The following is a 22,421-nucleotide window of genomic DNA, read 5'->3' on the forward strand; positions in this document are numbered from 1 at the left end:
CGGATGCGTTGAGGTCGACGGAACGCTCAGCCACCCTCGCCCTGCTCGCGCGTGACGAAGTCGCCGAACGACTCGTTCTCGTAGGCGCCCTCGGCGAAGTAGCGGAGAGCGAGCATGAACTCCGGGGCTTCACGGTAGCCCGGTAGTACCCAGTGCTGCGAGCCGTCGGACTTCATGAAGACGGTCGTCGGGGTGCCGCGCATGCCGAGGTCGGCGGCAAGCTGCGCCTCCATCACCGTAGCGTCGGCAAACTCGAGGACGGCGCGGCTCTCGGTGTTGACGCGCACCGACTGGAAGTGCTCGTTCATGTAGGCCTGCACGGTCTCGTCGCCGTAGACGTCCTGGTCGATCTTGTCGCACCAGCCGCACCACGTGGCGTAGCCAGCGAGGAGGATGAAGTCGCCCTCCTGGGGCGCGGTTTGCGAGGCTTCGCTGAAGGTGACCCAGTTGATGCCGGCTGGCGCTCCAGCCGGGTCCGTGGCGATGGGCGCGCTTGGACCGGCGTCCTGTGCCTGGGCGGGCATCGTCAAGAGCAGGAGCGCGGCGAGGAGGCCGAAGCGGAGAAACGACATCGTGAAGGCGGTAAGGGGGGAGCGGGACGGTGCGGCTAAGATCCGAGATCGTGAACGCGAAACCGAGTACATATCGCGTGCCGCATTGGGTCTAAGACATCAGCGCGGCGTACGCATCCACGAACGCGGCGTTCTCGCGTTCCGTGTCGAATTCGTCGAACACCAGGGGAATTGAGCGCTGGGCAGCACCCCGGAGCGTGGCATCGTGGGCAACACGGCGCAGCGCGTCTACGAGCGCAGGTCGGTTATCCACATCCACGGCTAGCCCCACGCCGTGCGCGCGCACGACGCGGCCCAACTCGGGGAGATCGGACGCAACGACGGGCAGCCCCGCGGCGAGGTACTCGAAGAGCTTGTTGGGCAGGCTTAGCCGTAGGCTCTCCGTGCGCGGCTCGATCAGGACGAGTCCTACATCGGCCGACGCAGTGAGAAGGGGAAGCTCGTCGGGCGGCGTGAACGGGACGAAGTGGACGCGGTCCTGCATCGGCTCGGCGAGGCGCCGTGCCTCCGCCTCGAACGGCCCCTCGCCGATCACGACGAGCGTCACCTCCGGCACATCGCGCAGGGCGTCGAGCGTCTGCGGGAGCCCGCGCCCGACGCGCAGAAGGCCCTGGTAGAGCAAAATCGGCACGGCGCCGGGGATGCCCAAGGTGTCGCGGAGCGTCGTCGTGCGCGGGACTGCGGTGACGCGGGGCAGGTTGTGCTGCACCATCGGCCGGACGATGCCATATGCGGCGGCGAGCCGGTCGGCGATCGCGCCGTTCACGGTCAGCACGAGGTCGGCGCGTTGGATGTGCCGCGCCTCGACGGTGCGCCAGAGCCAGCGCTTGAGCGGGGCGTCCTCAGTGGCGTCGAGGTGGGCGTAGAGTTCGCGGCTGTCGAAGACGAGGGGACGGGCCGAGCGGCGGGCCGAGCGCGCCATCGCCGGGAGCACGTAGAGGTCGCTCGCGTGCCACAGGTCGATGGAACGGGCCGCGGCGAGGCGTCGAGCGGCACGAACGAACTGCCGGTGCGCCTGCCAGAAGAAGCGCGGCCCGCCGCCCGATGGACGCGGCACGGCATGGAGCGTGACGCCGTCTGGCAGCACGGCCGCTCGGTCCGTGTCGAACGCCAGGACCTCGACCTGCGCGCCTGCGCCGGTCAGCGCCGCCAACTGCCGCAGTGCCCGCGACGACCCTGTGACGTCGCCCACGTAGGCAAACGCCACGGAACGATGGGCGAGAGGGGGCGGCGGGATCGACATAGCGGAGGCAAGGCGTAGGCGTCGAAGATCGTCCATCGCCACAGCCTCCATGGGCACGAGGGGCCGTAGGCACGAAAAAAGGCGGCCCTCCGAAGAGGACCGCCTCGTGGGTCTGGCCTTGGTGGTATTGGTGGACCGCTAGCGCACGTTCTTGTAGAACCGGAAGCGCCAGGGGTCGATGTTGTGGTCAGCGAGTTCAATGGGGCTGTAGCCCTCGACCCAGTACGGCTTGGCGAAGTCCTTCATGGAGCGCTCGCTGTAGAAGTGGCGGGTGCGCTTCGAGAAGGGACGCTCGGCCTCGTCGGCCCAGTAGATCTTGTGGGCGATGCGGAGCGCGTTCTGCCAGCCGCGCCAGCGGCTCTGGGGCGTCAGCGAGGAGTAGAAGCGGCGCTTGCCCGAGTGGGCGTTGAAGGCCGAGAACTGGAACGGGTCGAGGACGACCTCGCGGTAGCTGTCTTGGCCGCGATAGCGCGTGTCCACGCGGTTGCGAACAACCCAGGCGACGAGCTCCTGCTCGTTGGTTCGCTTGGTTTCGGAGTAGATGCAGCGAGCGAGCCAGAGGACGTCGTCCGAGATTGCATCGAGGGAGAAGTCCGGCACGCGCTCGACCATGGGGGCCGAAAGCTCGGTCGGGATGGGGATGGAGGTCCCCGGTTCGTCAGCCGCCGGCGTCATGATTGTGGCGAGGAGCGGCAGGATGCCGATCGCGGCCAGCGAGTAGAAGCCCAGGCGCGGCTTACGGGTGAAGATCTTCATACGAAGGAGTGCTCGTTCAACAAACAACGCCTCGGGGGAGGTTGTCGGGAGGCGCGCTCGGCACCTCACGCGGGGGGGCGCGTCAGGGCGAGGGCCGGTCCAACAGAGGCGTCATCAGGATGGTCCACGTGCTGTGCCAAGACCTTACCAAATTGAAAGACATAGGTCTGATTTTGAAACGGCATGGGTGAAGACCACATGGCGCTACGGTCAACAACGTGTGCGGATGCACATAGCTGGCGTTTCTGAGCGGTTCACAAGGCGGCGAAACCGCACGTTGCGGCATGGGGAGCTTTAGTGAAGCGATTCCGGGACGCTTTCACACCATCTCGATGTGCACATACCATGGACGAAGCGCTTCCGGCAAACCAGGCCTTCGCCCGGGTGTCTCCCCAAGTGCACAGCCCTGCGCCCCCTTGACCGCTCGATTGCACACTGGCCATGACCACCCGTCCCCTCCGCCTTCTCGCCGATGCCAACATCCCGTTTCTTCACAGGGCGTTCGATCGCTACGGTGCCGTCGAGGTGCGGCCCGGGTCAGAAATTTTACCGGGCACGCTCGCTGAAACCGATATCCTGCTCGTGCGCAGCGTCACGCGTGTCGATGCGGGACTCATCGCGGGAACGCCTGTTCGCTTTGTGGGCACCGCCACGGCCGGGACGGACCACATAGACACCGGCTGGCTCGCGTCGCAGGGCATCGCGTTCGCCTCGGCGCCTGGCTCCAACGCGCAGTCGGTGGTGGAGTACGTCCTCGCTGCGCTGCTCATGATGCATAGGGGGAGCAGTCTAGTCGGCACGTTGTCGGGCAAGACCGTCGGCGTGATTGGCTGTGGACAGGTCGGCGGGCGATTGATGGAGCGGTTGCCCCATCTCGGTTGCCATGTCCTCGCCTGCGACCCACCGCTCGCCCAGGCTGCGGAGGCGAGCCGCGAGCCGCACGACTTCGTCCCGCTCGACCGCGTTCTCGACGAGGCCGACATCGTCACGCTGCACACGCCGCTGACGCGTACGGGGCCACATCCGACGTATCACCTCATTGGCGAGCGCGAGCTGGAGCGCCTGGCCGGACGCAACGTGCTGCTCGTCAACGCCGCACGCGGGGCCGTTGTAGATAACAGGGCGCTCCTCGACGCTCTCGAATGCGAGACGCTCGGCGGCGCCGTCCTCGACGTGTGGGAGAACGAGCCGACGCCCGATCCCGACCTCGTCCGACTCGTAGACATCGGCACGCCGCACATCGCAGGCTATGCCTACGACGGAAAAGTCGCCGGGACTGCTATGCTTGAGCAGGCGCTCGACGCCTGGCTGCGGGCCCAATCAGGCGAGGTCGCACGCGTTTCTGAAGGTGTTCCAGCGAAATGGGACGCCGAAGAGGCGCTCGTCCCCAGCGAGCCGCTCAGGATCAACGCAACGGAGCACGCGACAGACGACGATGCGTGGCTCGGTGCCCTCGTCCTGCAGGCCTACGACCTCCGCGCTGACGACGCGCGCTTCCGCAACCTCCTCGACCTACCGACCGCCGAGCACGCGGCCCGCTTCCGCGAGCTTCGCAAGACCTATCCGCAGCGTCGCCACTTCGACCGCTTCACCGTCGTTGGCAAGGTGCCAGAGCACCTCCGCGATGCTGTGACGAAGGGCCTGGGCTTCAAGATCGCGCAGCGCTGACCCTCGACTCACAACCCATAGCCGTAGCTCCGGAGGAAGCCGTCGCGGTTGCGCCAGTCGGCGCGGGTCTTGACGTGGAGTTGGAGGTAGAGCGGGCGGCCGGTGAACGCCTCGATCTCGTGGCGGGCGGCGGCCCCGAGCCGCTTCAGCGCCGCGCCGCGCTTGCCGATCAGGATGCCCTTCTGCGCGTCGCGCTCGACCACGATCTCGCAGTCGCAGAAGTCTTTCTGGCCCTCGCGCTCCTCATAGACGGTGACGTTCACCAGTGCCGAGTAAGGCACCTCGTCGCGAAACTGCTTGAAGATCTGCTCGCGTACGATCTCCGCGATGAAGAAGCGCTCCGGGTGCTCCGAGAGTTGGTCCGGCGGGTAGAACGGGGGGCCTTCGGGCAGCCGCTCCACGATGGCGTCGCGCAGTGCGTCGAGGTTGAAGCCACTCACGGCCGAGGTCGGGATCACGGCGTCGAACGCGCGCAGGGCGACGTATTCCTCCACGAGCGGCAGCGCCTCCTCGTGCGAGATGAGGTCCATCTTCGTGAGGACGAGCAGACAGGGCGTGTCCGCGATCTGGTCCGAGAGGCGTGCGAGCGCCCGGTCGGCGACGGAGCGCTTCTCAGCGTCCGAGAGGAAAAGCACGAGGTCAGCGTCCGCGAGGGCGCGCTCGACGTCGTGCATCATGTGCTCGTGGAGCTTGTAGCGTGGCTTCACGACGCCCGGCGTGTCGAGGAAGATGACCTGGTGCGTGTCGCCCGTGAGGATGCCGAGGACGCGGTGGCGGGTCGTGCTCGGCTTGTCCGTGACGATGGACAGCTTCGTGCCGAGCAGCGCGTTCATGAGCGTGCTCTTGCCCGCGTTCGGCGCGCCGACGAGCGCCACGTAGCCGCTGCGGAAGCCGTCGGGCACGGCGGAGAGGTCGAAGAGCGGCGATTCCATGCGAATGGGAGAGTTGGGAGCAAAGAGAAAACGCCCGCGCTATTGTCATCCTGAGCGAAGGTCTGCAAGACCCAAGTCGAAGGATCTCTGGACTGCCTGTCAGGCCTCGTTTGGGGCGCAGAGATGGAGCGGAGCCCCTTCGGCTCGCGATGCTCGCTCAGGGTGACAGCGTGAGAGGGCGACCAGGAATATCCTGTGCCCCGCTCTCTCTAGGGCAGAGAAGAGCCGTCAACGAACGCTCGCCTCATCCGTTTCTGCGGCGGGCGGGTCCACGAAAAACGCGCCCGGCAGCGGGAGCCACCGAGCGCGCAGTCAGAGCGGTGAGACGCGGCGCCTAGCTGGCGTACGCGTCCTCCTTGCCGTAGTGCTTGACGAGGAGGTAGTAGAACACCGCGCGGTACTTGTTCGACTTGAGCCCCTTCGTGGTCTCGCAGGTCGCGTTGACGGCGTCCATCAGGTCGGGGCTGTCAGCCATGCCGAGCTTCTTGACGAGGAAGTTGTCCTTGACGCGCTTGAGCTCCTCGGGGTCCGAGCAGGAGACGAGCTTCGAGTCGTTGTTGTAGATCGCGGGGCCGAGGCCCTTGGCGACGGCTTTGAGGAGGGCCTCGTCGTAGGACGCGCCGATCTTGTCCATGGCGGCCTTGTAGGTGGCCAGCGCATCGTCGAACTTGCTCATAGTGGTAAAACGTGTACGTGAACGGGGGATGAGAGTAGGGCCAGAAGTATAGGTCCCCAGGGTGATGAGGGACAAGGTGTTCCCCGAAGATGTAGCGTTGTGAAACAGCAGGTTCAGCCGTGACACAGCGGTGGCGTGAAGCGAAGCAGCCGGACTCAGCGCGCGGATGCGTCGGTGATCACTTGCCGCATGGCGCGCACGGCCTCCGGCATCCCTACGAGCACCGCCCGCGCGATCACAGCGAAGCCGATCGAGACCTCCTCGACTTGCGGGACGTGGCGAGCGAAGAGCGCGTAGTTGGTGTAGTCGAGCCCGTGCCCGGCGTGCACCTTCATGCCGAGGTCGGCGGCGAGGGCCGCGCCGCGCCCCAGGCGTTCGGCCTCGCGCGTCTGCGCGGCGAGCGTGGGCGCGTTGGCAAAGTCGCCGGTGTGCAGCTCGACCGCGTCGGCCCCGAGGTCGGCGGCGGCGCGAAGCTGGTCGGGGTCGGGGTCGACGAAGAGGCTCACCTCCATGTCGGCGGCCTTGAGGCGGGGCATCACGGCGCCGAGGCGGAGCCGCTGCCCGAGCACGTCGAGGCCGCCCTCGGTGGTGATCTCCTCGCGACGCTCCGGAACGAGCGTGGCGAGGTCGGGCCGCACGTCGCAGCAGATCCCGACGACGTCCTCGTTGGTGGAGAGCTCGAAGTCGAGGCGCCCGAGCACCGTCTCTTTGAGGAGGCGCACGTCGCGCTCGGTGATGTGACGGCGGTCTTCGCGGAGGTGGAACACGATGCCGTCGGCCCCCGCCATCTCGCAGAGCGCGGCGGCGTGCACGGGGTCTGGGAAGCGCTCGCGGCGCGCGTTGCGCAGCGTGGCGACGTGGTCGACGTTGATCAGGAGGCGGGTCATGGTAGGGGGTGAGGCAGGCAAGGGGTGCAGGGGAGAGGCAGGCGAATGGATGGGGGCAACGTGGAGACCCTGGCGCGGTCCATAGCACAGGTCAAGCGGTCTGTAGCACAGGTCAAACCGTCTCGGCTCTCTTGATAATGCGTCGCGGGGGCCGGTATACTGAACGGCCTACGTCGCCGCATGCTCCGCGCGCGCACTCGCCCCAGCTGCTCTCCCGACTCCTCCCCATGCGTATCGCCATCCAACTCGTCCTCGCTGTCGCCATCGTCGCGCTTGGGTACTACCTGTACTTTCGCATCACCGAGCCCGGCAAGCAGTACGAGCGGCAGCTCGAGCTGACCGATCTCACCCGCGAGCGGATGAACCACCTCCGCACGGCTATGATCGCTTTCGAGCGCGAGAACGACTACTACACGCGCGACCTGGACTCGCTCGTCGTCTTCGTGAAGGCCGACTCGCTGATCATGGCGCGGCGCGATAGCGTCTTCCAGTTGGAGCCTGGACAGACGATCATGGTGGACTCGCTTCCGTTCTCGCCGCGCACAGGCACACGCTTCCAGCTGTCGGTCAACGACACCTCGGACGTAGACATCTACCTCCTTCAGGACCCGGACTCCGACGACCAGATCGGGTCGGCCGAGCCGATCGCCAGCATGCGCAACGCGGCGAACTGGGAGTGAGTCCAGCCCGCCTTGACCGACGGGCAAGCGACCCAGGGCAAGTCCCACGGTCGCTTGCCCCTTTTTGTAGCTTCATGTTTCGTCTCGTCTGTCCCCCCGTAGTCCTCGCATGAGCGACCTCCACGAGTATGCCGTCTTCACCGAGGAGTGGGACCAGCCTGCTGGGCCGCGCGCGCAGGTCGCAGTCGAACTGATCGGGTCACGGCTGCGCTACACCGAGGTGGAGCACACCGACAACGAGGACAGCGCCACGCAGACGCTGCGTCGCCTCGGAACGTGCGATTTTGACTTCGAGGTGGATCGCGCCGTCTTCGGGCGGCCCGAGCCGAACCAGCTCGACGCGCTCATGTCGGCCGTACGCGACCTCTTCGAGGGCACCAGCGCCGACGCGTTGCACGTGGCCCTGCACCCGACGCACTGCGTGGGCTTCTTCACGCCGGTCCCCGATGGCCTGGAGCCGGAAGTCCGCTTCGACCGCCTGCGCCGCGAGGCTGCGCTCATGGCCGACGCTGAGCCGGACCGCCCCGGCCGGGTCCGCGCGGTGCCGGTCCGATCGCAGCGCCTGGCGTCTGGCCCACAGACCTGGCACCACGTCATCCACGTGCCGGAGGCCGTACACGCGCGCCTGAAGCTCCTCGCCCAGCAACTCGGCCGCACCGCCCGCTACGAACTCGCCGACACGACGCAGGCCGCCGCCGCGCTGGTGAGCACCCTGACGACGCTCGGGACCGATCCCGACAGCTTCCAACTGGGACTCGGTGTCTACTCCGCGCACGTCGAGGTCGTCGTGTGCCAGGCGGGGCAGTGGTACGCCGGCCACCATGCACCCGCGCGCACGCCAGAGGACGCGGCCTACTTCGTGTTTCGCCTGCTCTCCGACCTCGGCCTCGCCACCGACGCGCTCACGCAGTGGTGGCTCTACGGCGAAGGCACCGACCTCCGCGCCTACGACCTCATGGCGACGCTCCTCAAGCTGGAGCCGCAGCGCCTCAACCCGCTCCGCGCCTTCGGCCTCCCCGCGCAGTCCGGCAGCCCCGTCCAGATGGCGGCCTACGTCCCGTGCGTCGGCGCCGCGCTCGTCTAGTAGTGGCAAGCAACAAGAAGCAAGGGGCAAGGACAGGCAGGAACGGAACCTTGTGCTCTCCTTGTCGCTTGCCACCTGACACCTGCCACTTCTCCCATGCGCATCATCGCGGGCCGTCTCCGGCGGCGCACCTTCAAGGCTCCCGACGACCTCAGCACGCGCCCCACGACGGACCGCGTGCGCGAGTCGATCTTCAACGTGCTCGAAGCGCGCATCGACTTCCACGGCCTCCAGGTGCTCGACCTCTTCGCTGGCACCGGTGCGCTCGGCTTCGAGGCGATCAGTCGCGGCGCGAGCTTCGTCACGTTCGTGGAGCAGAACTCCAAGGTGGTCAAGATCGCCCGCGAGAACGCTGAGGCGCTGGGTATCGCCGATCAGGGCTCGTTCCTGCGCGGCGATGCGGTCGCGTTCCTCGAACGCACGCCAGGGCCGCGCTACGGCCTCGTCTTCGCCGACCCGCCGTACGAGTTAGAGGCAATGGACCGCATGCCCGAGCTCGCGCAGCCGCACCTCGCGCCCGGTGGTCTGTTCGTCCTGGAGCACAGCAAGGCCCACACCTTCGACGACCACCCCCGCCTCGTGACGAGCCGCCGCTACGGCCGCACCGTCGTGAGCGTGTTCCGCGACGAGGTCGAGGGGCCTGAGTCGTGAGTCGAGGGGCCCTTCGTACGTTTCCACTGTGTGGACGTGCTCGACTCACGATCCTAGACCCATGACCCACGACACAGCCCTGTGAAACTCGCCCTCTACCCCGGCACCTTCGACCCGATCACGCGCGGGCACCTCGACGTGCTCCAGCGGGCGCTCCAGGTCTTCGACCACGTGGAGGTGACGGTCGCGGTAAACCGGCTCAAGAAGACGCTCTTCACGCTCGACGAGCGGGTGCACCTTGCCCTCGCGAGCATCGAGACGCTCCCGCACGACCTCCTCGAGCGCGTGAACGTGGTCGCCTTCGAAGGTCTGCTCGTCGACCACGCGAAGAAAGCCGGGGCTGTCGCGCTCATCCGCGGGCTGCGGCAGGTGTCCGACTTCGACTACGAGTTTCGGATGGCGCTCGCCAACCGCCGCCTCGCGCCGAACTTGGAGACGGTCTTCCTGATGCCGAGCGAGGAGCACACGTTCACCGCAGCCAGCATCGTCCGCGAGATCCACCGCTGGGAGGGCGACGTGTCGAGCTTCGTGCCTGAACCAGTTGTGGCTGCGCTCCGCGCGAAGCGGGAGGGCCGCAGCGTGATGCAGGAGGCGCGGCGCGGCGCGTAGCCGCGCTAGCACACCCTCGGATCAGTTCTCGCTCTTGAGCCGCTCGATCTCGTCGCGAAGTTGGGCGGCAGTCTCGTAGTCCTCCTCGGCGATGGCCTTTTCGAGGTCAGCCTGCATGCGGTCCAGCTTCGAGCCGGAGCGCTTGGCGGGTTCCTCGGCCGCTTCCTCGGTCGCGGCAAAGGCCGAGACGCCCTCGTCTTCAGCCGGGATACCAGCCTCGTCAAGGACCGACGCCATCACGAAGATCGGCGCGTCGGTGCGTACGGCGAGCGCGACGGCGTCCGACGGGCGCGCATCGAGTTGGTTTTCCTCGCCGTCGAACTCGTAGCGGATCTTGGCGAAGAACGTGCCCTCGCGCAGGTCGTCCACGATGACATCCGTGACCTCGGCGTCGAGCGCGTCGAAGAGGTCGCGTAGGAGGTCGTGGGTCATCGGACGGGGCGGCTGGATCTTCTCCAGTTCGAGGGCGATGGCTTGCGCCTCGAACGCTCCGATGATGATGGGCAGGCGGCGGTTGCCGTTGACCTCGCCGAGCACCAGCGCGTAGGCTCCACCGCTCGACGGGCTGGTGGAGAGTCCGATGATGTCAACCTGGATGTACTCCATCGTGGCGGGGCGGGGGGCTCTAGTCGGAAGGGGCGGGGGAAACTACGGGCAGGATGTGCGCTGGGCACAGCGGTTCATGCCGAATCGCTACGAACCAGCCGACACCGCAACGGTTTCGCTGGCAGTGCCGTTGCCGTCGGCTTGGTTGTTGGCTTGGCCTGTGGCCGCAAGTACGGCAGCGAGAGCGTCGAGGCAGGCGCGGTTTTCCTCGGGCATCCCGACGGAGAGTCGGACATAGCCGGGCAATGCACGGTAGCCGCTCACGTCACGGATCCGGACGCCTCGCTTCGCCATCTGTTGCCGAAGGTCAGCCGGGGCTATGGGGGACTTCACGAGAAAGAAGTTGGCTGCGCTCTCGTGAGCTGTCAGCCCGAGCGCACGGACGCCCGCAAGGAGTTCGGCGTACCCTTCTTTGAGCGCGGTCACGCGCTCAGCGATCAAGTCGGGACGCGCCAGCACAGCTAGTCCAGCGGCCTCAGCCAGGTGGTCCACGACAAACGGGAGCCGCGACTTCTGAAGTTCGTGGACCAAGCGCGGGTGCCCGGCGAGGTAGCCCAGTCGCAACCCGGCAAGCCCCATCGCCTTGGAGAAGGTCCGCATCACCAGCACGTTCGGATGTGCCTCCAGCAGGTCGATGGCCGTCTGGCCGTCCACGAATTCGTGGTAGGCCTCGTCGACGACGAGCATGCCGGGCACGCTCCGCGCGATGCGCGCGAGGTCCGCATAGGCCAGGGCTTTGCCGGTCGGGTTGCTGGGCGTCGTCACAACGGTGAGCGCGGCGTCGGCGCGCTGCGCGGCGCTGATGATCGTGTCCGGCGCGTGCGTCAGGTCCGGCTGCGGGTCCACGGAGACGATGTCCGCTCCGTGCATCCGCGCGACGGCCTCGTACAGCGAGAACATCGGATGGGGCAGCACGACGGGCGTGCCCTCGCGAAGGAAGCAGAGGCCGAGCGTGTGCGTGAGCTCGTTGGAGCCGTGCCCGACGATGAGGTGCTCGGGCGTCAATCCCAGGTGGGCAGCGAGGGTTGCGGTGAGCTGCCTCGGACGGTCCTGCGGGTAGCGGTTCCAGGCGTGCTCCAGCGCCGCGTCTACGATCTCGCGCTTCAGGGCGGCGGGGAGATCATAAGGGCTCTCGTTCTGGTCGAGCTTGGCGAGGCCGTCGGTGTCCGTGGCGACGGTGTAGGCTTTCTGCGCGCGAATCTCGGGCCGGATGCGCGCCAGCAGCGCGCCGGAAGGCGTCGTCGGGTCTGCGGGGAATTCCATGCGGTCAGCGAGGAGCACTGCGCGTACGTGATGTGCCCCATAAGGGACATCGCCGACGACGAGCAGCAGGGTCTAGGTGAAAAAGAAGGCGGTTCGAGGTCCGAGGACACGCCGATGAGGCGTAGCCATCGTGCCGGAGCCGCCGCGATAGGCTAGGTCGGGTCGGTGCCGTTGCCAGACACCTCGCCGAGGGTGTCGAGGCGTTCCTGGATGGCGCGTGCGTGGGCGTCGAGGCCCTCGGCGTTGGCGAGGCGGACGATGGCGGGCCCGCTCTGGGCCAAACGCTCCCGCGTGTAAGCGATCACCGACTGGCGGCGCAGGAACGTGTCCACGCCGAGCGCCGAGGCATAGCGCGCTGTGCCGCCGGTCGGGAGCACGTGGTTGGGACCTGCGAAGTAGTCTCCGACAGGCTCGGAGCTGTACGGCCCGAGAAAGACAGCGCCCGCATGCCGGATGCGCCCCATCACCGACCAGGGGTCGTGCGTGATGATCTCCAGGTGTTCCGGGGCCAGGTGGTTCACAAGCGCGACGGCGTCGTCCGTCGTCTCGCAGACGACCGCTGCGCTGTAGTCTGTGAGGGCGGCTTCGAGGATGGACTGGCGGCTGAGGGTGGGCACCATCTCTTCGATCGCATCCTGCACGGCTTCGGCGAGGGTGGCGCTGGTGGTGACAAGGATCGCCGAGGCGCGGACGTCGTGCTCGGCCTGCGAGAGGAGGTCCGCTGCGACGTAGCGGGCGTCGGCGCTGGCATCGGCCAGGACAACGATCTCACTCGGCCCCGCGAGGCTGTCGATGGCGACCTGGCCGAAGACCTCGCGCTTGGCCGCGGCCACATAGGCGTTGCCAGGGCCCACAATCACGTCTACCGCCGGGATGGTCTCGGTGCCGTAGGCAAGCGCGCCGATGGCCTGCGCCCCGCCCACCGCGTAGACGTGCTCAATGCCGAGCAGATGAGCCGCCGCGCGCACAAGGGGATGGGGGAGCCCGTCGGCGCCGGGCGGGCTGACGAGGTGCACCTCGCGGACACCCGCCACCTGGGCCGGGATCGCGTTCATGAACACGCTCGACGGGTAGGCAGCGGTGCCGCCGGGGGCGTAGAGGCCGGCACGGTCCACGGGCACGTAGCGCTGGCCGAGCACGACGCCGTCGCCGTCCTCGGTGAACCAAGCCGTGCGCCGCTGCCGCTCGTGGAAGCGCCGGATGTTGTCGGCTGCCTGGTGCAGCGCATCGCGGAGGTCTTGGTCGAGGTCTCCGTAAGCTGCGCTCAGGGCGTCGGTTGGAACGCGGAGGCGGTCTACCTCGACGCCGTCGAAGCGAGTTGTGGCGTCGCGGAGCGCGGCGTCGCCGCGGGCCTGCACGTCGGCAACGAGGTCGCGGGCTGCCTGCGTCACCTCGTCTGAGAAGGCGGCCGTCCTGGCGAGAATGCGCGGGAGCGGCGCCGGTAGTGCTTCAGTCCTCTCAGCCGGGTCGGCCGTGCCACGGGCGAGGCGAACAACCGGAAGCAAATACGTGGCGAAGGACATGAGGAGGAGACGGACGACGCAGTCGGGAAAAGGGGCAACGTTACGCGATGCCGACTGCTTGGGTCCGCCCTCCTGGAAAACTCATAGGCAGCCGGGTCCGCCTGCCCGCCGGGCCCTACTCGTCGTCCCAATAGGAATCTTCAGGGAGCTCGAGTTCTGGAAGGTCCTCGAACTCGTAGTCAGGCAGGAGCTCGTCCCGGACGTAGGCCATGGCTTCATGCAGGGCCAGCACGAACTTGCCGAAGTCCTCCTTGTAGAGAAACAGCTTGTGCTTCTGGTAGCCCTCACCGTCACCGCGTCGCTTGCTCTCAGTGATGTTGAGGAAGAAATCCTCGCCGGACCGGGTGGCCTTCACGTCGAAGAAGTAGGTGCGCTTGCCTGCAGGCACACGGACCGAGTAGACCTCGTCGCGGTCGTCGCGGCGGCTTGCACGACGGTGCTCGTTGGGTTCCATGGGATGAAGAGCAGCTGTAGGGTAAGACGGGACCCGACGGTACCCGTGGGGCCGCGAATATCGGCCTAGGCTCGGCTTAAAGCAACTACCTATGTAAGAAACAGTCCTACAGGATTGTCAGACTAGATGTGCACATTAGAACATATGTCTTTCCTTCCGCAAGACTTATGGATGTCTTATGCTTGGCGTGTGAGAACTTAGTAAGAACGTATGTGGTGTAGCTAGGGGCCAGCCGCTACGTCGGTGAGCGCGATCGGGCGCAGGGGTTCTGCGCGTAGGTGGAGGGCGGTACGCTCGGCCCAGCGAGTGTCGAGACGCTGGAGGCGGACGTGCAGCATCCGCGCGGTGGCTTCGTCGCCCAGGCCGAGGTGGCTGTAGGCCAGCAGGTAGAGCGCAGGCGCGTAGGTGGGATCGGCCTGAAGTGCCTTGCGCAGCGCTCCGATGGCGGCGCGGTAGGCATAGCGCTTGGTGTAGGTGCGGGCGAGGCCCAAAGCCGCTAGGTGCTGGTAGGCCGTGTGTTCTGCCGTGTGCTCAAAACGCGCCGCCGCTTCGGCGAAGTCGCCGCGCCGGAGGTGGTGGTGGCCCAGCGCATAGGCCGCTGGGAAAAACCCATCCGCGTGTTCCAGCGCTTGGGCATACGCCTGAGCCGCAGCGGCCCGGTCGCCGATACCCTCCAGCGTGGTGCCGACCAGAAAGAGCAGCGCCGGGTCGCTTGGCGCGTGTGCGGCCGCGTCGAGGAGGTCGGCGAGGTGTGGGCGCGGCGGCGACGTCGAGCGCGCCCGCTGGCTGCGCATCGTCCGAAGGTCGGCGACGGCCCGCAGCAGCTGCGCGTGTGGCGCCGCGGCCTCCAGCATGGAGAGGCGGGCCCGCAACGGCTGCGGCGCTTCGCGGTGCGCCAGGGTGGCGAGAGCCGGTTGGAGGTCCGTCGCCATGCACAGGTCTTCCCGGAGCAGGTCTGTCTCGCCCCGCGTGTTGCGCCCCGAGACCACGACACCCAGCACGCCCCCCTGCGTGTCGAGGAGCGGTCCGCCACTGTCGCCGGGGCCGACGGCATTGGCACTTACGAGGAGGCGGTGCCCAATGTGCAGGTCGGCGTAGCGCCGCGCCTCGGTGATGCTCTGCTGACCGCTGGGCCAGCCAGCTGTGAGCGTGATGCCCCCGAGTTGGATGTCGTCCGGTGCGGCGATGCGGCGCTCAGCAGCGTCGCTCAGCGGCAGCGGCACGACGCCCGCACGCGCCATGCGCTCAGGATCGACGTGCAGGATGGCGATGTCGCGGGCGGGGTCGAGCACCCACACGCGGCGTGTCGTCACGGTCTTGCCATTGGGCAGGGTGGCACGTACCCGGTTCATGCCGACGACGACGTGATAGGCGGTGACGAGCGCATCTGGCGCGATGAGAAAGCCGGACCCGATGCGCTGCACGTCGTCGGCCCGGTTGGAGGCCACGAGGGGAAGGACTTGCTGGCGCGCCGTGTAGATCGCCTGGTCGAGCGCGTAGGCGGTCACGGAGACAGGCGGGGCCGTCGCCTGGCGGGCACCCACGCCCAGCAGAGGCTCGGACGTGGAGGCCGGGCCAGTTGCGGTGAGGCGGACCGTGAACGACCGCCGCAGTTCGAGTACCGCGTAGGTGCCGACCTCGGTCGTCCGGGTTTCTACCTCGTCGACGCGGAGGACCTCCCAGGGGTCATCGAACGGGTTCAGCGCGGCGAAGGCGTCCTCCCAGGCAACGCGCTCGGCCTCCGTGGACGCAGTCGTGAGCAGGTCAGCCGTCACGGTAAACGGCGAGCGCCACTGGACGACGGGCTGCGAGGCCGACATGAAGAGCAGGGGCACCGCCTGGGGCGTGGCCTGCGCATCGTCCGAGGCTCCAGACGAGCGCACGTCAGGTGAGCGCACGTCGTGCACGCGGCTGTCCTGTGCGAGCACCTCAGGCACCGTCGCGCCTAGGAACAGGACGCCCAGGAACAGGACGCCCAGGAGCGCCATCGGCAGCCAGGCGCCGACGAGGTCGAGTACGGTTGCGCGAGCCAGGGTGGTCATGGCGAACCTCATAGCTGAGGGCGGCCTCGCGCGTCGACGCTACCGCCCAACGATCAGGGTCTTCGTGTCTACTTGACAAAGACCGCGCCCGTTTCGTGAGAGCACAGGCCGGTTGGGGATGGTTGGTAACACTAAGATAACATGGGTGGCCGCCCAGAGCTATCCCGTCTGGAATCCCCCAATGGGTTTGCCAGCAGCGGGAGGGATCCGGCCTGCAATCGGGAGAAACGCCCGGCCTAGGCGGTGCCTTCGTCCCGCACGATGGCGCGCAGCCACGCGGTCAGCCGCGCCCGGACCTGCTGCCCCACCTCCATCACCTCCTCGTGGTTGAGCGGCGTCGCGTGCAGCCCGGCGGCGAGGTTCGTGATCGTCGAGATGCCGAGGGTGCGCATGCCGAGGGCCGTGGCCTGGATGGCCTCGGGGACGGTGCTCATGCCGACGGCGTCGGCGCCGAGGTGGCGGAAGGCGCGGATCTCGGCGGGCGTCTCGTAGCTCGGGCCGAGCGTCCAGAGGTAGACGCCCCGCCGCACGGTGAGCCCTTGCTGGAGTGCGAGCGCCTCGGCGCGGTCCGTCCACGCAGCGTCGAACGGCTCCACGAGGTCGGGCCAGCGCGGTTCGCCTTCGCGGACGGGCCCCGCCGTCGGGCTGGTGAAGGCGAGGTTGATGTGGTCCGTGATGAGCATGAGCGTCCCCGGCACGAAGCGCGGGTCGATGCCGCCTGCTGCGTTGGTGAGCACGAGGTCGCGCGCGCCGAGCGCATGCGCGAGCCGCACCGGAAAGGCTAGCGTCGAGGACGGGTGCCCCTCGTAGGCGTGAACGCGCCCCTGCACGAAGAGCACGGACTGCCCTTCGAGCGTCCCAAAGACGAGCCGCCCCGCGTGGCCCTTCACCGTCGAATGCGGGTAGCCGGGGATCTCGGTCGTCGGGATCACCGTGGTGTTCTCTGCACTCTCGGCGAGCGCACCCAGTCCCGATCCGAGCACGAGCGCCATCGACGGCGTTGCGTCGGTGTGGGCACGGACGGCGGCAACGGCAGCAGCGAGGTCAGACACAGGACGAGGCGGAAAACAGGAGAACGGAGCGACGGGGAAGGGAAGGTAGCCCAAGTCAAACGGCTGGACTCCGAAGCCCTGCCTCACCGCAACACCGCCTCACCGCGCTAGCGCCTCATGCATGCCCCAGCACCAGTAGGTCGTCGTCTACCGTGAGCGTGGCCGAGAACGAGCGCGGCGGGTGCAGCCGGACGCCGCTCCGGCGGCTGCGCTCGGCGTGGAGGCGTACGCCGAGAAACACCTCGCCGCGTTGGGCAGCGGCGTGCCGGAGCGCGTCCACGCCGAGGGGGCGCCCGGTCAGGCCATAGCGCGAGGCGGGGCGAAAGCGAAGCTGTGGCCCAGCCGCCTGGAAGAGCGCTTCATAGACCGGCAGCAGTTCCCGCCGGAGCGCGACGTGCGCGAGCATGTGGCTCACCATCAGCGGGCTCAGGATGATCTCCGCCGGGTCTTCGTCGTAGAGCACGGCGTTGTCCTCGTCGGTCAGCTCGATGAGCACGTCCGGCGCGGCGTCCCCGGTCAGCCCGGCCTCGTCGAGGAGGTCGCGGAGGAGGACGTAGGCGTAGATCGTGCGCGCGTCTGAGGTCGCCCCTGAGGCCTGCGTGGTCGCGACGAGGAGCACATTGGTGTAGGCACCGAGGTCGAGCGGGGCGAGGTCGGCGGCCACGGTCGGGTCGCCGTGCAGGTAGCGGAGGTCGAGGCCGGAGAGGTCGTAGCCGGACCGCGTGACGGAGCGCTCGCGGTCCTCGACGGAATTGGGTGCGACCACGTCCACCCGGATCGACGCGGAGTGCATCGCGGCGAGCGCTTCGAGGATGGCGGGGGCGCGGTGGCTCCACCCGAGCATCAGCACGCGGCGCTCGACGGGGAGCGCTGCTCGCGTTGCGCCCTTGGGGCGGGCAGGCGGCATCGTTGCAGGGGTGGGCGGGGCGGCAGCGAGGTCGGTGTGGCTCAGCTGCGCCGCCACCACGGCGATCCGGTCGCCGGGCTCCACACGCGTCTCGGTGGGCGGCGCGAGTAGCGGCGTGAACCCCTCCGCTGCCGTCACGACGTTTGCCATTGCTGCGTTCGCCGTCGCTGCGTTGGGGCGCACGAGGCCCAGCACGGCGGCCTTCGGGAAGCGCGCCTGCACCTCGCCGAAGCGCATCCCCACAGCCTCGGCGTGCTCGACGATGTAGACCTCGCTCGTGGCCCCGAACGTGAGCAGCTGAACACCTGCGCGAGGCCGGGCTGCAGGAGGGCCTGGGCCACGAGTTGCCCGCTCACGGCGTCGCTGACGACCATCCGGCGGTCGCCGGTGTAGACGCGGGCGGCGAGGCCGAGGCTGCGCTTGTCGAACACCTCGGCGATGAGCGCCGGGGGCTCGGACCGGCCAGGCGCGGCGTGGAGGTAGTGCCCGATGAGCGCGAGCGTTTTCACGATGCGCTCGTCGGTGTCGTCGTCCGAGGCCGTGGGGTAGGCAGCCCCCGGCAGGATCACCGCCGAGGCCCGGCGGAAGGCGGCGCGTTCAAGGTGGTCGTAGACCAGCGGCGAGCCCGCGCGTAGGATGACCCGGTGCTCGTCCCAGTGCTCGCCTGCGCGCGTTCGCAGCGTGTCGAGCAGCCCCATGTCGACCTGCTCGGCCAGCACCACGATGCGGAAGCGCCGTGCGCCGCGGCGGGCGAGGAACCGCTTCACCCGCTCCTCGGCGCGCAGCAGCTCCTCCACGATCACCGGCGTGCGGCTCGTCCAGCCGAGCACCAGCAGGTGGTCCTCGTCGGCGATGGGCGTGAGGCCGCGTTCCAGGTCGCGGATCGTCTCGTTGAGCCACTGCGTCATCACGGCCACGAGTGCGCCCACGAAGAACACGTAGCCCAGCAGCGTCACCACGGTCGCGATGGTGCGGAGGGCCGCGCCCTCGTCGTCGCCGAGGTAGCCGGGGTCGGAGAGGTGGAGGAACGCCCACCAGACGGCCTCGCCGAGCGAGTCGAACGCGCCGATGGCGAACGCGAGCACGCCGCCCCCCACGGCGATCCCAACGAGGATGCCAGCCACCAGCAGCAGCCGGTAGGGCACGCCGCGCACGAGCAGGCGCTCCATCAGGTAGCGGACGCGGTCAGCGAGGCGCATGGGAAAGGTCAGAAGGGCGAAGTGGGAAGTGAGAAGTCCGCTGTGGTTTCGCCCTCATCATGCGTCTCGGGTCGCGTCGTCGGGCGTCGCCCCGTCCTCGTCCCGGGTTGTATCGTCATCGGTCGCCTCGCCGCGCTTGCGGGGGTCGTCGGGCTTGCCGAAGTGGCCGACGTAGACGGTGAGCATGACGAGCATGCCGACGGCGAGGCCATAGGGCAGATACCGCCGCACCACCGGCACCTGCACGCCGAGCGCTAGGTCGACGATTATCAGCGCCAGTGACCCGAACGCAAGGAACAGGCTGAAGAGAAACAGGCGGCGCAGCAGCGGAGACATAGAGAGTGGCGATGGAAAAAGGCGAGGGGCGAGCGGAGACGCAAAGGAGGCAGTGAGAGCACGGCAACACCGCCGCACGCATCGTTGACAAACGTTGACGCCGCTCGTGACGCGCGGTGACACCCCGAAAGCTAGCGCCGCGTATACTGCCGCGTTGCATTCACGGTACGCCGACGCGCGGCCCGTTCGTCCTTCTCCCCTTGTTGTTCGTCCCTCGGAAGCGTGCGTGCGCATCACCGCATCGGGCTGATCCTGCTGGCGCTGGTGCTCGTGCCGACGCTCGGCTACGTGGCCTATGAGGCCAACGCGCTCAGCGCCAACGAGGAGCTCCTGGAGTCGATCTACACGCAGCAGCTCGACGCGCTGCTGTTCTCGGTGAACCAGTACGCCTTCGACAACACCGACGGCTGGGCGCGCGACCTCGCGGACGGGTTCCAGCAGGCGCGCCGCGACGGCCAGCCGATCCAGGCCGCGCTCGACAGCGCGCTCGCCCGGGAGAACGCCATCGTTGGTGCGTTTGTCGCGGACACGACGCTGCGGCGCACCCTCTCGGTGGTCGAGAGCGACACGGCCGTGGCCCCGCCGCCGCCGCTGGACGCCGCCTTCGTGCGCCAGCTCCTCGGGCGCTACCGCGTCGGCTATCGGCAACTCGCGCCGCAGACGCTCTGGACGGACGCGGGCACGGCGCGGATGGACCGCATCGCGCTCACCTTCGTCACCGACACGCCGCTCGACGGCGCGGCCACGGACGAGGCGGCGGCCTGGGGGGCGCCCCCCCACATCGCCGGGTTCGTCCTCGACGTGCCGACGTTCATCCAGGAAGTACTCGGCCGTAAGATGGCCACGGTGAGCCGCGGCGCGTTCGCGCTCAGCGTGGCCGACACCAGCGGCGCCGTCGTCTACCGCACCGAGGCGGCGCCCGACCCGCGCCCCGACGCGCCCCCCGCCATCGAGGCCGACGCGAGTGCCGTCCCTGACCTCGCCCGGAAGGCGCTGTGGATCCTCCCGGCGCACACGCTCGGCATCGGCGTGCCCGGCGAGAGCATCGGCGATTCGCTGCAGCGGCGGTTCCGGCGCAACCTCATCGTGATCGGGCTGCTCGGCGTGCTGCTGCTCGGCGCGGCCGTGTTTGCCTACCGGAGCGTCGAGCAGGAGATCGAACTCGCCCGTGTGCGTGCCCGCTTGGTTTCGAACGTGTCGCACGAGCTGCGCACGCCGCTGGCGCTCATCCGGATGTATGCCGAGACGCTCGAAGCGGGCCGCGTGCCGGACAGGCGGCGGCCGGAGTACCTCGGCGTGATCGCCCGCGAGAGCGAGCGCCTGAGCCGGCTCATCGACACGCTGCTCAACTTTTCCCGCATCGAGGCGGGCCGCGAGCGCTTCGACCTCGCGCCGACGGACCTCAACGGCCTCGCCCGCGACGTGGTGGCGCGGTTCGCGCTGCCCGCCGAGCGCGACGGCTTCACCATCGAAACGACCTTTGTCAACAACCTGCCCACCGTGGAGGCCGACGCGGAGGCGCTGACCGAAGCGCTTGTCAACCTTGTGGATAACGCGTTGAAATACTCTCGGCCGCACCCCGACGCGCGTCGCGTCGCCGTCCGCACGGGCATTCACCGCAACGGTACCCGGAAGGCGCAGGCCTACGTGGAGGTCGAGGACGAGGGCCCCGGCATCGCCGCTACGCACCAGCGCCAGGTCTTCGAGCCGTTCTTCCGCGTGGGCGACGACGCCCGCGACGACCTCGTCCACGAGACGAAGGGCACGGGCCTCGGCCTCGCGCTCGTGGCTCGCATCGCCGAGGCGCACGGCGGCCGCATCGACCTCCACAGCGCCCCTGGCGACGGCGCCCGCTTCCGGTTACTGCTGCCGGTGGCGAGTGCTCAACCTGCCTGATCCATCTCCCTTCCTGCTTTCCTGTCATCCTGAACTTGATTCAGGATCTAGCCACGCTCGTTGAGATGCTGAACCGAGTCCAGCATGACACAGACGAGGAGCTGAGCTAGACCTGAGGAATCGACTTCTGACCCTCATGCCCCACATCCTCATCGTCGAAGACGAGCCGGCCATGCGCGACGGGCTGCGCGACAACCTCGAGTTCGAGGGCTACGACGTGGACACCGCCAACGACGGCGAGGGCGGCCTCGCGGCCCTTCGCGAGAAGCGCTACGATCTCTGCCTCCTCGACGTGATGATGCCCGTCCGCTCGGGCTTCGACGTGTGCCGCACCGCCCGCGCCGAAGGGGTCACGACGCCCATCATCATGCTCACCGCCAAGGGCCAAGAGCTCGACAAGGTGCGCGGGCTGGAGTACGGTGCCGACGACTACGTGGTGAAGCCGTTCAGCCTCCGCGAACTGCTCGCCCGCGTGAAGGCCGTCCTCCGCCGCGGCGCGCCCGCCGAGGCCAGCGACCAGGCTACGGTCGGGCGGCTGCACGTCGACTTCCACACCTACGAGGCCACGCTCGACGACGAGCCCGCCACGCTCACGCACCTGGAGTTCGAGGTGCTGCGCTACTTCCACACGCGCCCCTCCGAGCCGATCTCGCGCGACCAACTCCTCACTGACGTCTGGGGCTACGACGGCGACGACCTCCCGACGACGCGCACCGTGGACAACTTCATCCTGAAGCTCCGCCAGAAGCTCGAACCCGACCCCGCGCGCCCTCGGCATCTGCTGACCGTGCACGGCGTGGGGTACAAGTACGTGCCGTGAGCGCTGCTATCGTGCCGGTGCGGCTCCCCCTGCTTGACACGCCTGGACGGCGGTCAAGCTGTCCCCCTCACGGGTGAGGGGGACAGTTTTGGTTGAGTTGGGAGCGCAGCGACCGTCAACCAAAACAGGGGGAGCCAGCCCGCCCCGAGGTTACGTCCGCGCCGCGCCGGTGTCTGACGCCCCCCATGCGTCGCCGCTCCGCCCAAACTCCAGTCCGCCGCCACCTCCGCACCCACGGCACCACCGCCGAGGCAACGCTGTGGGGCGCGCTCAAGAACCGCCAACTCGCCAGGCGGCGCTTCCGACGGCAGCACGGCCTCGGCGCGTACGTCGTGGACTTCTACTGCCCCGCCGAACGCCTCGCCATCGAACTCGACGGGGCCCCGCACTTCACGTCGGAAGGCCAAGCACGCGACGCGCTCCGCGACCACGCTCTGGCAATGGCTGGCGTGCGCGTGCTTCGCTTCGAGAACCGCACGGTGTTCGAGAACCCAGACGCGGTGCTGGACGCGATCCACGCGGCGTTTCGGGAGGAGACGTAGCATTCTCAGCGGTGCGGCTCCCC

General features: G+C 68.2%; 23 protein-coding genes. 8 read left to right on the forward strand and 15 right to left on the reverse strand.

Going from position 1 to position 22,421, the window contains the following annotated elements; genetic code table 11:
- Window positions 1–26: 26 nt before the first annotated feature.
- From AAFU51_14360 to AAFU51_14370, 3 genes are all read right to left on the reverse strand, one after another.
- Window positions 27–572, reverse strand: a complete 546-nt coding sequence (locus tag AAFU51_14360) for a DUF255 domain-containing protein (GenBank protein ID MEO1572434.1) — start codon at window positions 570–572, stop codon at window positions 27–29.
- A gap of 91 nt (window positions 573–663) precedes the next feature.
- On the reverse strand, window positions 664–1,815 hold the full coding sequence (locus AAFU51_14365) for a glycosyltransferase family 4 protein (GenBank protein MEO1572435.1): 1,152 nt from the start codon (window positions 1,813–1,815) through the stop codon (window positions 664–666).
- 138 nt (window positions 1,816–1,953) lie between these two features.
- Window positions 1,954–2,571: a hypothetical protein gene (locus tag AAFU51_14370; protein ID MEO1572436.1), complete on the reverse strand. Its 618-nt coding sequence runs from the start codon at window positions 2,569–2,571 to the stop codon at window positions 1,954–1,956.
- Window positions 2,572–3,012: 441 nt separating this feature from the next.
- On the opposite strand from AAFU51_14370, the gene AAFU51_14375 reads away from it, so the two are divergent.
- Window positions 3,013–4,239, forward strand: a complete 1,227-nt coding sequence (locus AAFU51_14375) for a 4-phosphoerythronate dehydrogenase (protein ID MEO1572437.1) — start codon at window positions 3,013–3,015, stop codon at window positions 4,237–4,239.
- A gap of 8 nt (window positions 4,240–4,247) precedes the next feature.
- Here the strand turns inward: AAFU51_14375 and era are convergent, their stop codons facing one another.
- The 3 genes from era to AAFU51_14390 form a co-directional block, all read right to left on the reverse strand.
- Window positions 4,248–5,171 (reverse strand): GTPase Era, encoded by a 924-nt coding sequence (gene era, locus AAFU51_14380; protein ID MEO1572438.1) that lies wholly within the window; start codon window positions 5,169–5,171, stop codon window positions 4,248–4,250.
- Window positions 5,172–5,505: 334 nt separating this feature from the next.
- Window positions 5,506–5,847 carry a DUF2853 family protein gene (locus tag AAFU51_14385; GenBank protein ID MEO1572439.1) on the reverse strand — a complete coding sequence of 114 codons (342 nt, stop codon included), beginning with the start codon at window positions 5,845–5,847 and terminating at the stop codon, window positions 5,506–5,508.
- A gap of 155 nt (window positions 5,848–6,002) precedes the next feature.
- Entirely contained in the window at window positions 6,003–6,734 is a 732-nt protein-coding gene (locus AAFU51_14390) for a pyridoxine 5'-phosphate synthase (GenBank protein ID MEO1572440.1), read from the reverse strand.
- A gap of 227 nt (window positions 6,735–6,961) precedes the next feature.
- On the opposite strand from AAFU51_14390, the gene AAFU51_14395 reads away from it, so the two are divergent.
- The 4 genes from AAFU51_14395 to coaD all read left to right on the forward strand — a co-directional run bounded on the left by AAFU51_14395 (window position 6,962) and on the right by coaD (window position 9,758).
- The gene (locus tag AAFU51_14395; GenBank protein ID MEO1572441.1) at window positions 6,962–7,414 is read left to right on the forward strand and encodes a hypothetical protein; all 453 of its coding nucleotides are present in this window, start codon (window positions 6,962–6,964) and stop codon (window positions 7,412–7,414) included.
- 109 nt (window positions 7,415–7,523) lie between these two features.
- Window positions 7,524–8,498, forward strand: a complete 975-nt coding sequence (locus tag AAFU51_14400) for a hypothetical protein (protein MEO1572442.1) — start codon at window positions 7,524–7,526, stop codon at window positions 8,496–8,498.
- Window positions 8,499–8,594: 96 nt separating this feature from the next.
- A complete protein-coding gene (gene rsmD / locus AAFU51_14405; GenBank protein ID MEO1572443.1) occupies window positions 8,595–9,149 on the forward strand; it encodes a 16S rRNA (guanine(966)-N(2))-methyltransferase RsmD in 555 nt (184 codons plus the stop codon).
- 81 nt (window positions 9,150–9,230) lie between these two features.
- Window positions 9,231–9,758 (forward strand): pantetheine-phosphate adenylyltransferase, encoded by a 528-nt coding sequence (coaD, locus tag AAFU51_14410; protein MEO1572444.1) that lies wholly within the window; start codon window positions 9,231–9,233, stop codon window positions 9,756–9,758.
- A 21-nt stretch (window positions 9,759–9,779) separates the two neighbouring features.
- Here coaD and AAFU51_14415 read toward each other — a convergent pair whose 3' ends face one another.
- From AAFU51_14415 to AAFU51_14455, 9 genes are all read right to left on the reverse strand, one after another.
- Window positions 9,780–10,364: a bifunctional nuclease domain-containing protein gene (locus AAFU51_14415; GenBank protein MEO1572445.1), complete on the reverse strand. Its 585-nt coding sequence runs from the start codon at window positions 10,362–10,364 to the stop codon at window positions 9,780–9,782.
- A gap of 87 nt (window positions 10,365–10,451) precedes the next feature.
- Window positions 10,452–11,627 carry a histidinol-phosphate transaminase gene (locus AAFU51_14420; protein MEO1572446.1) on the reverse strand — a complete coding sequence of 392 codons (1,176 nt, stop codon included), beginning with the start codon at window positions 11,625–11,627 and terminating at the stop codon, window positions 10,452–10,454.
- Between the two features lie 152 nt (window positions 11,628–11,779).
- Window positions 11,780–13,150, reverse strand: a complete 1,371-nt coding sequence (hisD, locus tag AAFU51_14425; GenBank protein ID MEO1572447.1) for a histidinol dehydrogenase — start codon at window positions 13,148–13,150, stop codon at window positions 11,780–11,782.
- A 115-nt stretch (window positions 13,151–13,265) separates the two neighbouring features.
- The gene (locus tag AAFU51_14430) at window positions 13,266–13,604 is read right to left on the reverse strand and encodes a DUF3276 family protein (protein ID MEO1572448.1); all 339 of its coding nucleotides are present in this window, start codon (window positions 13,602–13,604) and stop codon (window positions 13,266–13,268) included.
- Between the two features lie 221 nt (window positions 13,605–13,825).
- Window positions 13,826–15,646, reverse strand: coding sequence for a trypsin-like peptidase domain-containing protein (locus AAFU51_14435; protein MEO1572449.1), 1,821 nt, complete (start codon window positions 15,644–15,646; stop codon window positions 13,826–13,828).
- Between the two features lie 236 nt (window positions 15,647–15,882).
- Window positions 15,883–16,698 (reverse strand): purine-nucleoside phosphorylase, encoded by an 816-nt coding sequence (locus AAFU51_14440; protein ID MEO1572450.1) that lies wholly within the window; start codon window positions 16,696–16,698, stop codon window positions 15,883–15,885.
- A 115-nt stretch (window positions 16,699–16,813) separates the two neighbouring features.
- Window positions 16,814–17,842, reverse strand: a complete 1,029-nt coding sequence (locus AAFU51_14445; protein MEO1572451.1) for a hypothetical protein — start codon at window positions 17,840–17,842, stop codon at window positions 16,814–16,816.
- Window positions 17,740–18,804 (reverse strand): hypothetical protein, encoded by a 1,065-nt coding sequence (locus AAFU51_14450; protein ID MEO1572452.1) that lies wholly within the window; start codon window positions 18,802–18,804, stop codon window positions 17,740–17,742. Before AAFU51_14450 ends, AAFU51_14445 begins: the two co-directional genes overlap by 103 nt.
- A gap of 57 nt (window positions 18,805–18,861) precedes the next feature.
- Window positions 18,862–19,140 (reverse strand): hypothetical protein, encoded by a 279-nt coding sequence (locus AAFU51_14455; GenBank protein ID MEO1572453.1) that lies wholly within the window; start codon window positions 19,138–19,140, stop codon window positions 18,862–18,864.
- A gap of 222 nt (window positions 19,141–19,362) precedes the next feature.
- Between AAFU51_14455 and AAFU51_14460 the strand changes: the two genes are divergently transcribed.
- The 3 genes from AAFU51_14460 to AAFU51_14470 all read left to right on the forward strand — a co-directional run bounded on the left by AAFU51_14460 (window position 19,363) and on the right by AAFU51_14470 (window position 22,398).
- The gene (locus AAFU51_14460; protein ID MEO1572454.1) at window positions 19,363–21,036 is read left to right on the forward strand and encodes a HAMP domain-containing sensor histidine kinase; all 1,674 of its coding nucleotides are present in this window, start codon (window positions 19,363–19,365) and stop codon (window positions 21,034–21,036) included.
- A gap of 136 nt (window positions 21,037–21,172) precedes the next feature.
- Window positions 21,173–21,856, forward strand: a complete 684-nt coding sequence (locus AAFU51_14465; protein MEO1572455.1) for a response regulator transcription factor — start codon at window positions 21,173–21,175, stop codon at window positions 21,854–21,856.
- Window positions 21,857–22,041: 185 nt separating this feature from the next.
- Entirely contained in the window at window positions 22,042–22,398 is a 357-nt protein-coding gene (locus tag AAFU51_14470; GenBank protein ID MEO1572456.1) for an endonuclease domain-containing protein, read from the forward strand.
- Window positions 22,399–22,421: the final 23 nt, after the last annotated feature.

Source organism: Bacteroidota bacterium (assembly GCA_039821555.1).
Lineage (GTDB): Bacteria > Bacteroidota > Rhodothermia > Rhodothermales > Rubricoccaceae > JBCBEX01.

Bases quoted from the DNA above. Each gene is read 5' to 3' on its own strand.
- AAFU51_14360 (MEO1572434.1), bottom strand. From the start codon at position 572: ATGTCGTTTCTCCGCTTCGGCCTCCTCGCCGCGCTCCTGCTCTTGACG.
- AAFU51_14365 (MEO1572435.1), bottom strand. From the start codon at position 1,815: ATGTCGATCCCGCCGCCCCCTCTCGCCCATCGTTCCGTGGCGTTTGCC.
- AAFU51_14370 (MEO1572436.1), bottom strand. From the start codon at position 2,571: ATGAAGATCTTCACCCGTAAGCCGCGCCTGGGCTTCTACTCGCTGGCC.
- AAFU51_14375 (MEO1572437.1), top strand. From the start codon at position 3,013: ATGACCACCCGTCCCCTCCGCCTTCTCGCCGATGCCAACATCCCGTTT.
- era (MEO1572438.1), bottom strand. From the start codon at position 5,171: ATGGAATCGCCGCTCTTCGACCTCTCCGCCGTGCCCGACGGCTTCCGC.
- AAFU51_14385 (MEO1572439.1), bottom strand. From the start codon at position 5,847: ATGAGCAAGTTCGACGATGCGCTGGCCACCTACAAGGCCGCCATGGAC.
- AAFU51_14390 (MEO1572440.1), bottom strand. From the start codon at position 6,734: ATGACCCGCCTCCTGATCAACGTCGACCACGTCGCCACGCTGCGCAAC.
- AAFU51_14395 (MEO1572441.1), top strand. From the start codon at position 6,962: ATGCGTATCGCCATCCAACTCGTCCTCGCTGTCGCCATCGTCGCGCTT.
- AAFU51_14400 (MEO1572442.1), top strand. From the start codon at position 7,524: ATGAGCGACCTCCACGAGTATGCCGTCTTCACCGAGGAGTGGGACCAG.
- rsmD (MEO1572443.1), top strand. From the start codon at position 8,595: ATGCGCATCATCGCGGGCCGTCTCCGGCGGCGCACCTTCAAGGCTCCC.
- AAFU51_14415 (MEO1572445.1), bottom strand. From the start codon at position 10,364: ATGGAGTACATCCAGGTTGACATCATCGGACTCTCCACCAGCCCGTCG.
- AAFU51_14420 (MEO1572446.1), bottom strand. From the start codon at position 11,627: ATGGAATTCCCCGCAGACCCGACGACGCCTTCCGGCGCGCTGCTGGCG.
- hisD (MEO1572447.1), bottom strand. From the start codon at position 13,150: ATGTCCTTCGCCACGTATTTGCTTCCGGTTGTTCGCCTCGCCCGTGGC.
- AAFU51_14430 (MEO1572448.1), bottom strand. From the start codon at position 13,604: ATGGAACCCAACGAGCACCGTCGTGCAAGCCGCCGCGACGACCGCGAC.
- AAFU51_14435 (MEO1572449.1), bottom strand. From the start codon at position 15,646: ATGACCACCCTGGCTCGCGCAACCGTACTCGACCTCGTCGGCGCCTGG.
- AAFU51_14445 (MEO1572451.1), bottom strand. From the start codon at position 17,842: ATGCGCTTCGGCGAGGTGCAGGCGCGCTTCCCGAAGGCCGCCGTGCTG.
- AAFU51_14450 (MEO1572452.1), bottom strand. From the start codon at position 18,804: ATGCGCCTCGCTGACCGCGTCCGCTACCTGATGGAGCGCCTGCTCGTG.
- AAFU51_14455 (MEO1572453.1), bottom strand. From the start codon at position 19,140: ATGTCTCCGCTGCTGCGCCGCCTGTTTCTCTTCAGCCTGTTCCTTGCG.
- AAFU51_14465 (MEO1572455.1), top strand. From the start codon at position 21,173: ATGCCCCACATCCTCATCGTCGAAGACGAGCCGGCCATGCGCGACGGG.
- AAFU51_14470 (MEO1572456.1), top strand. From the start codon at position 22,042: ATGCGTCGCCGCTCCGCCCAAACTCCAGTCCGCCGCCACCTCCGCACC.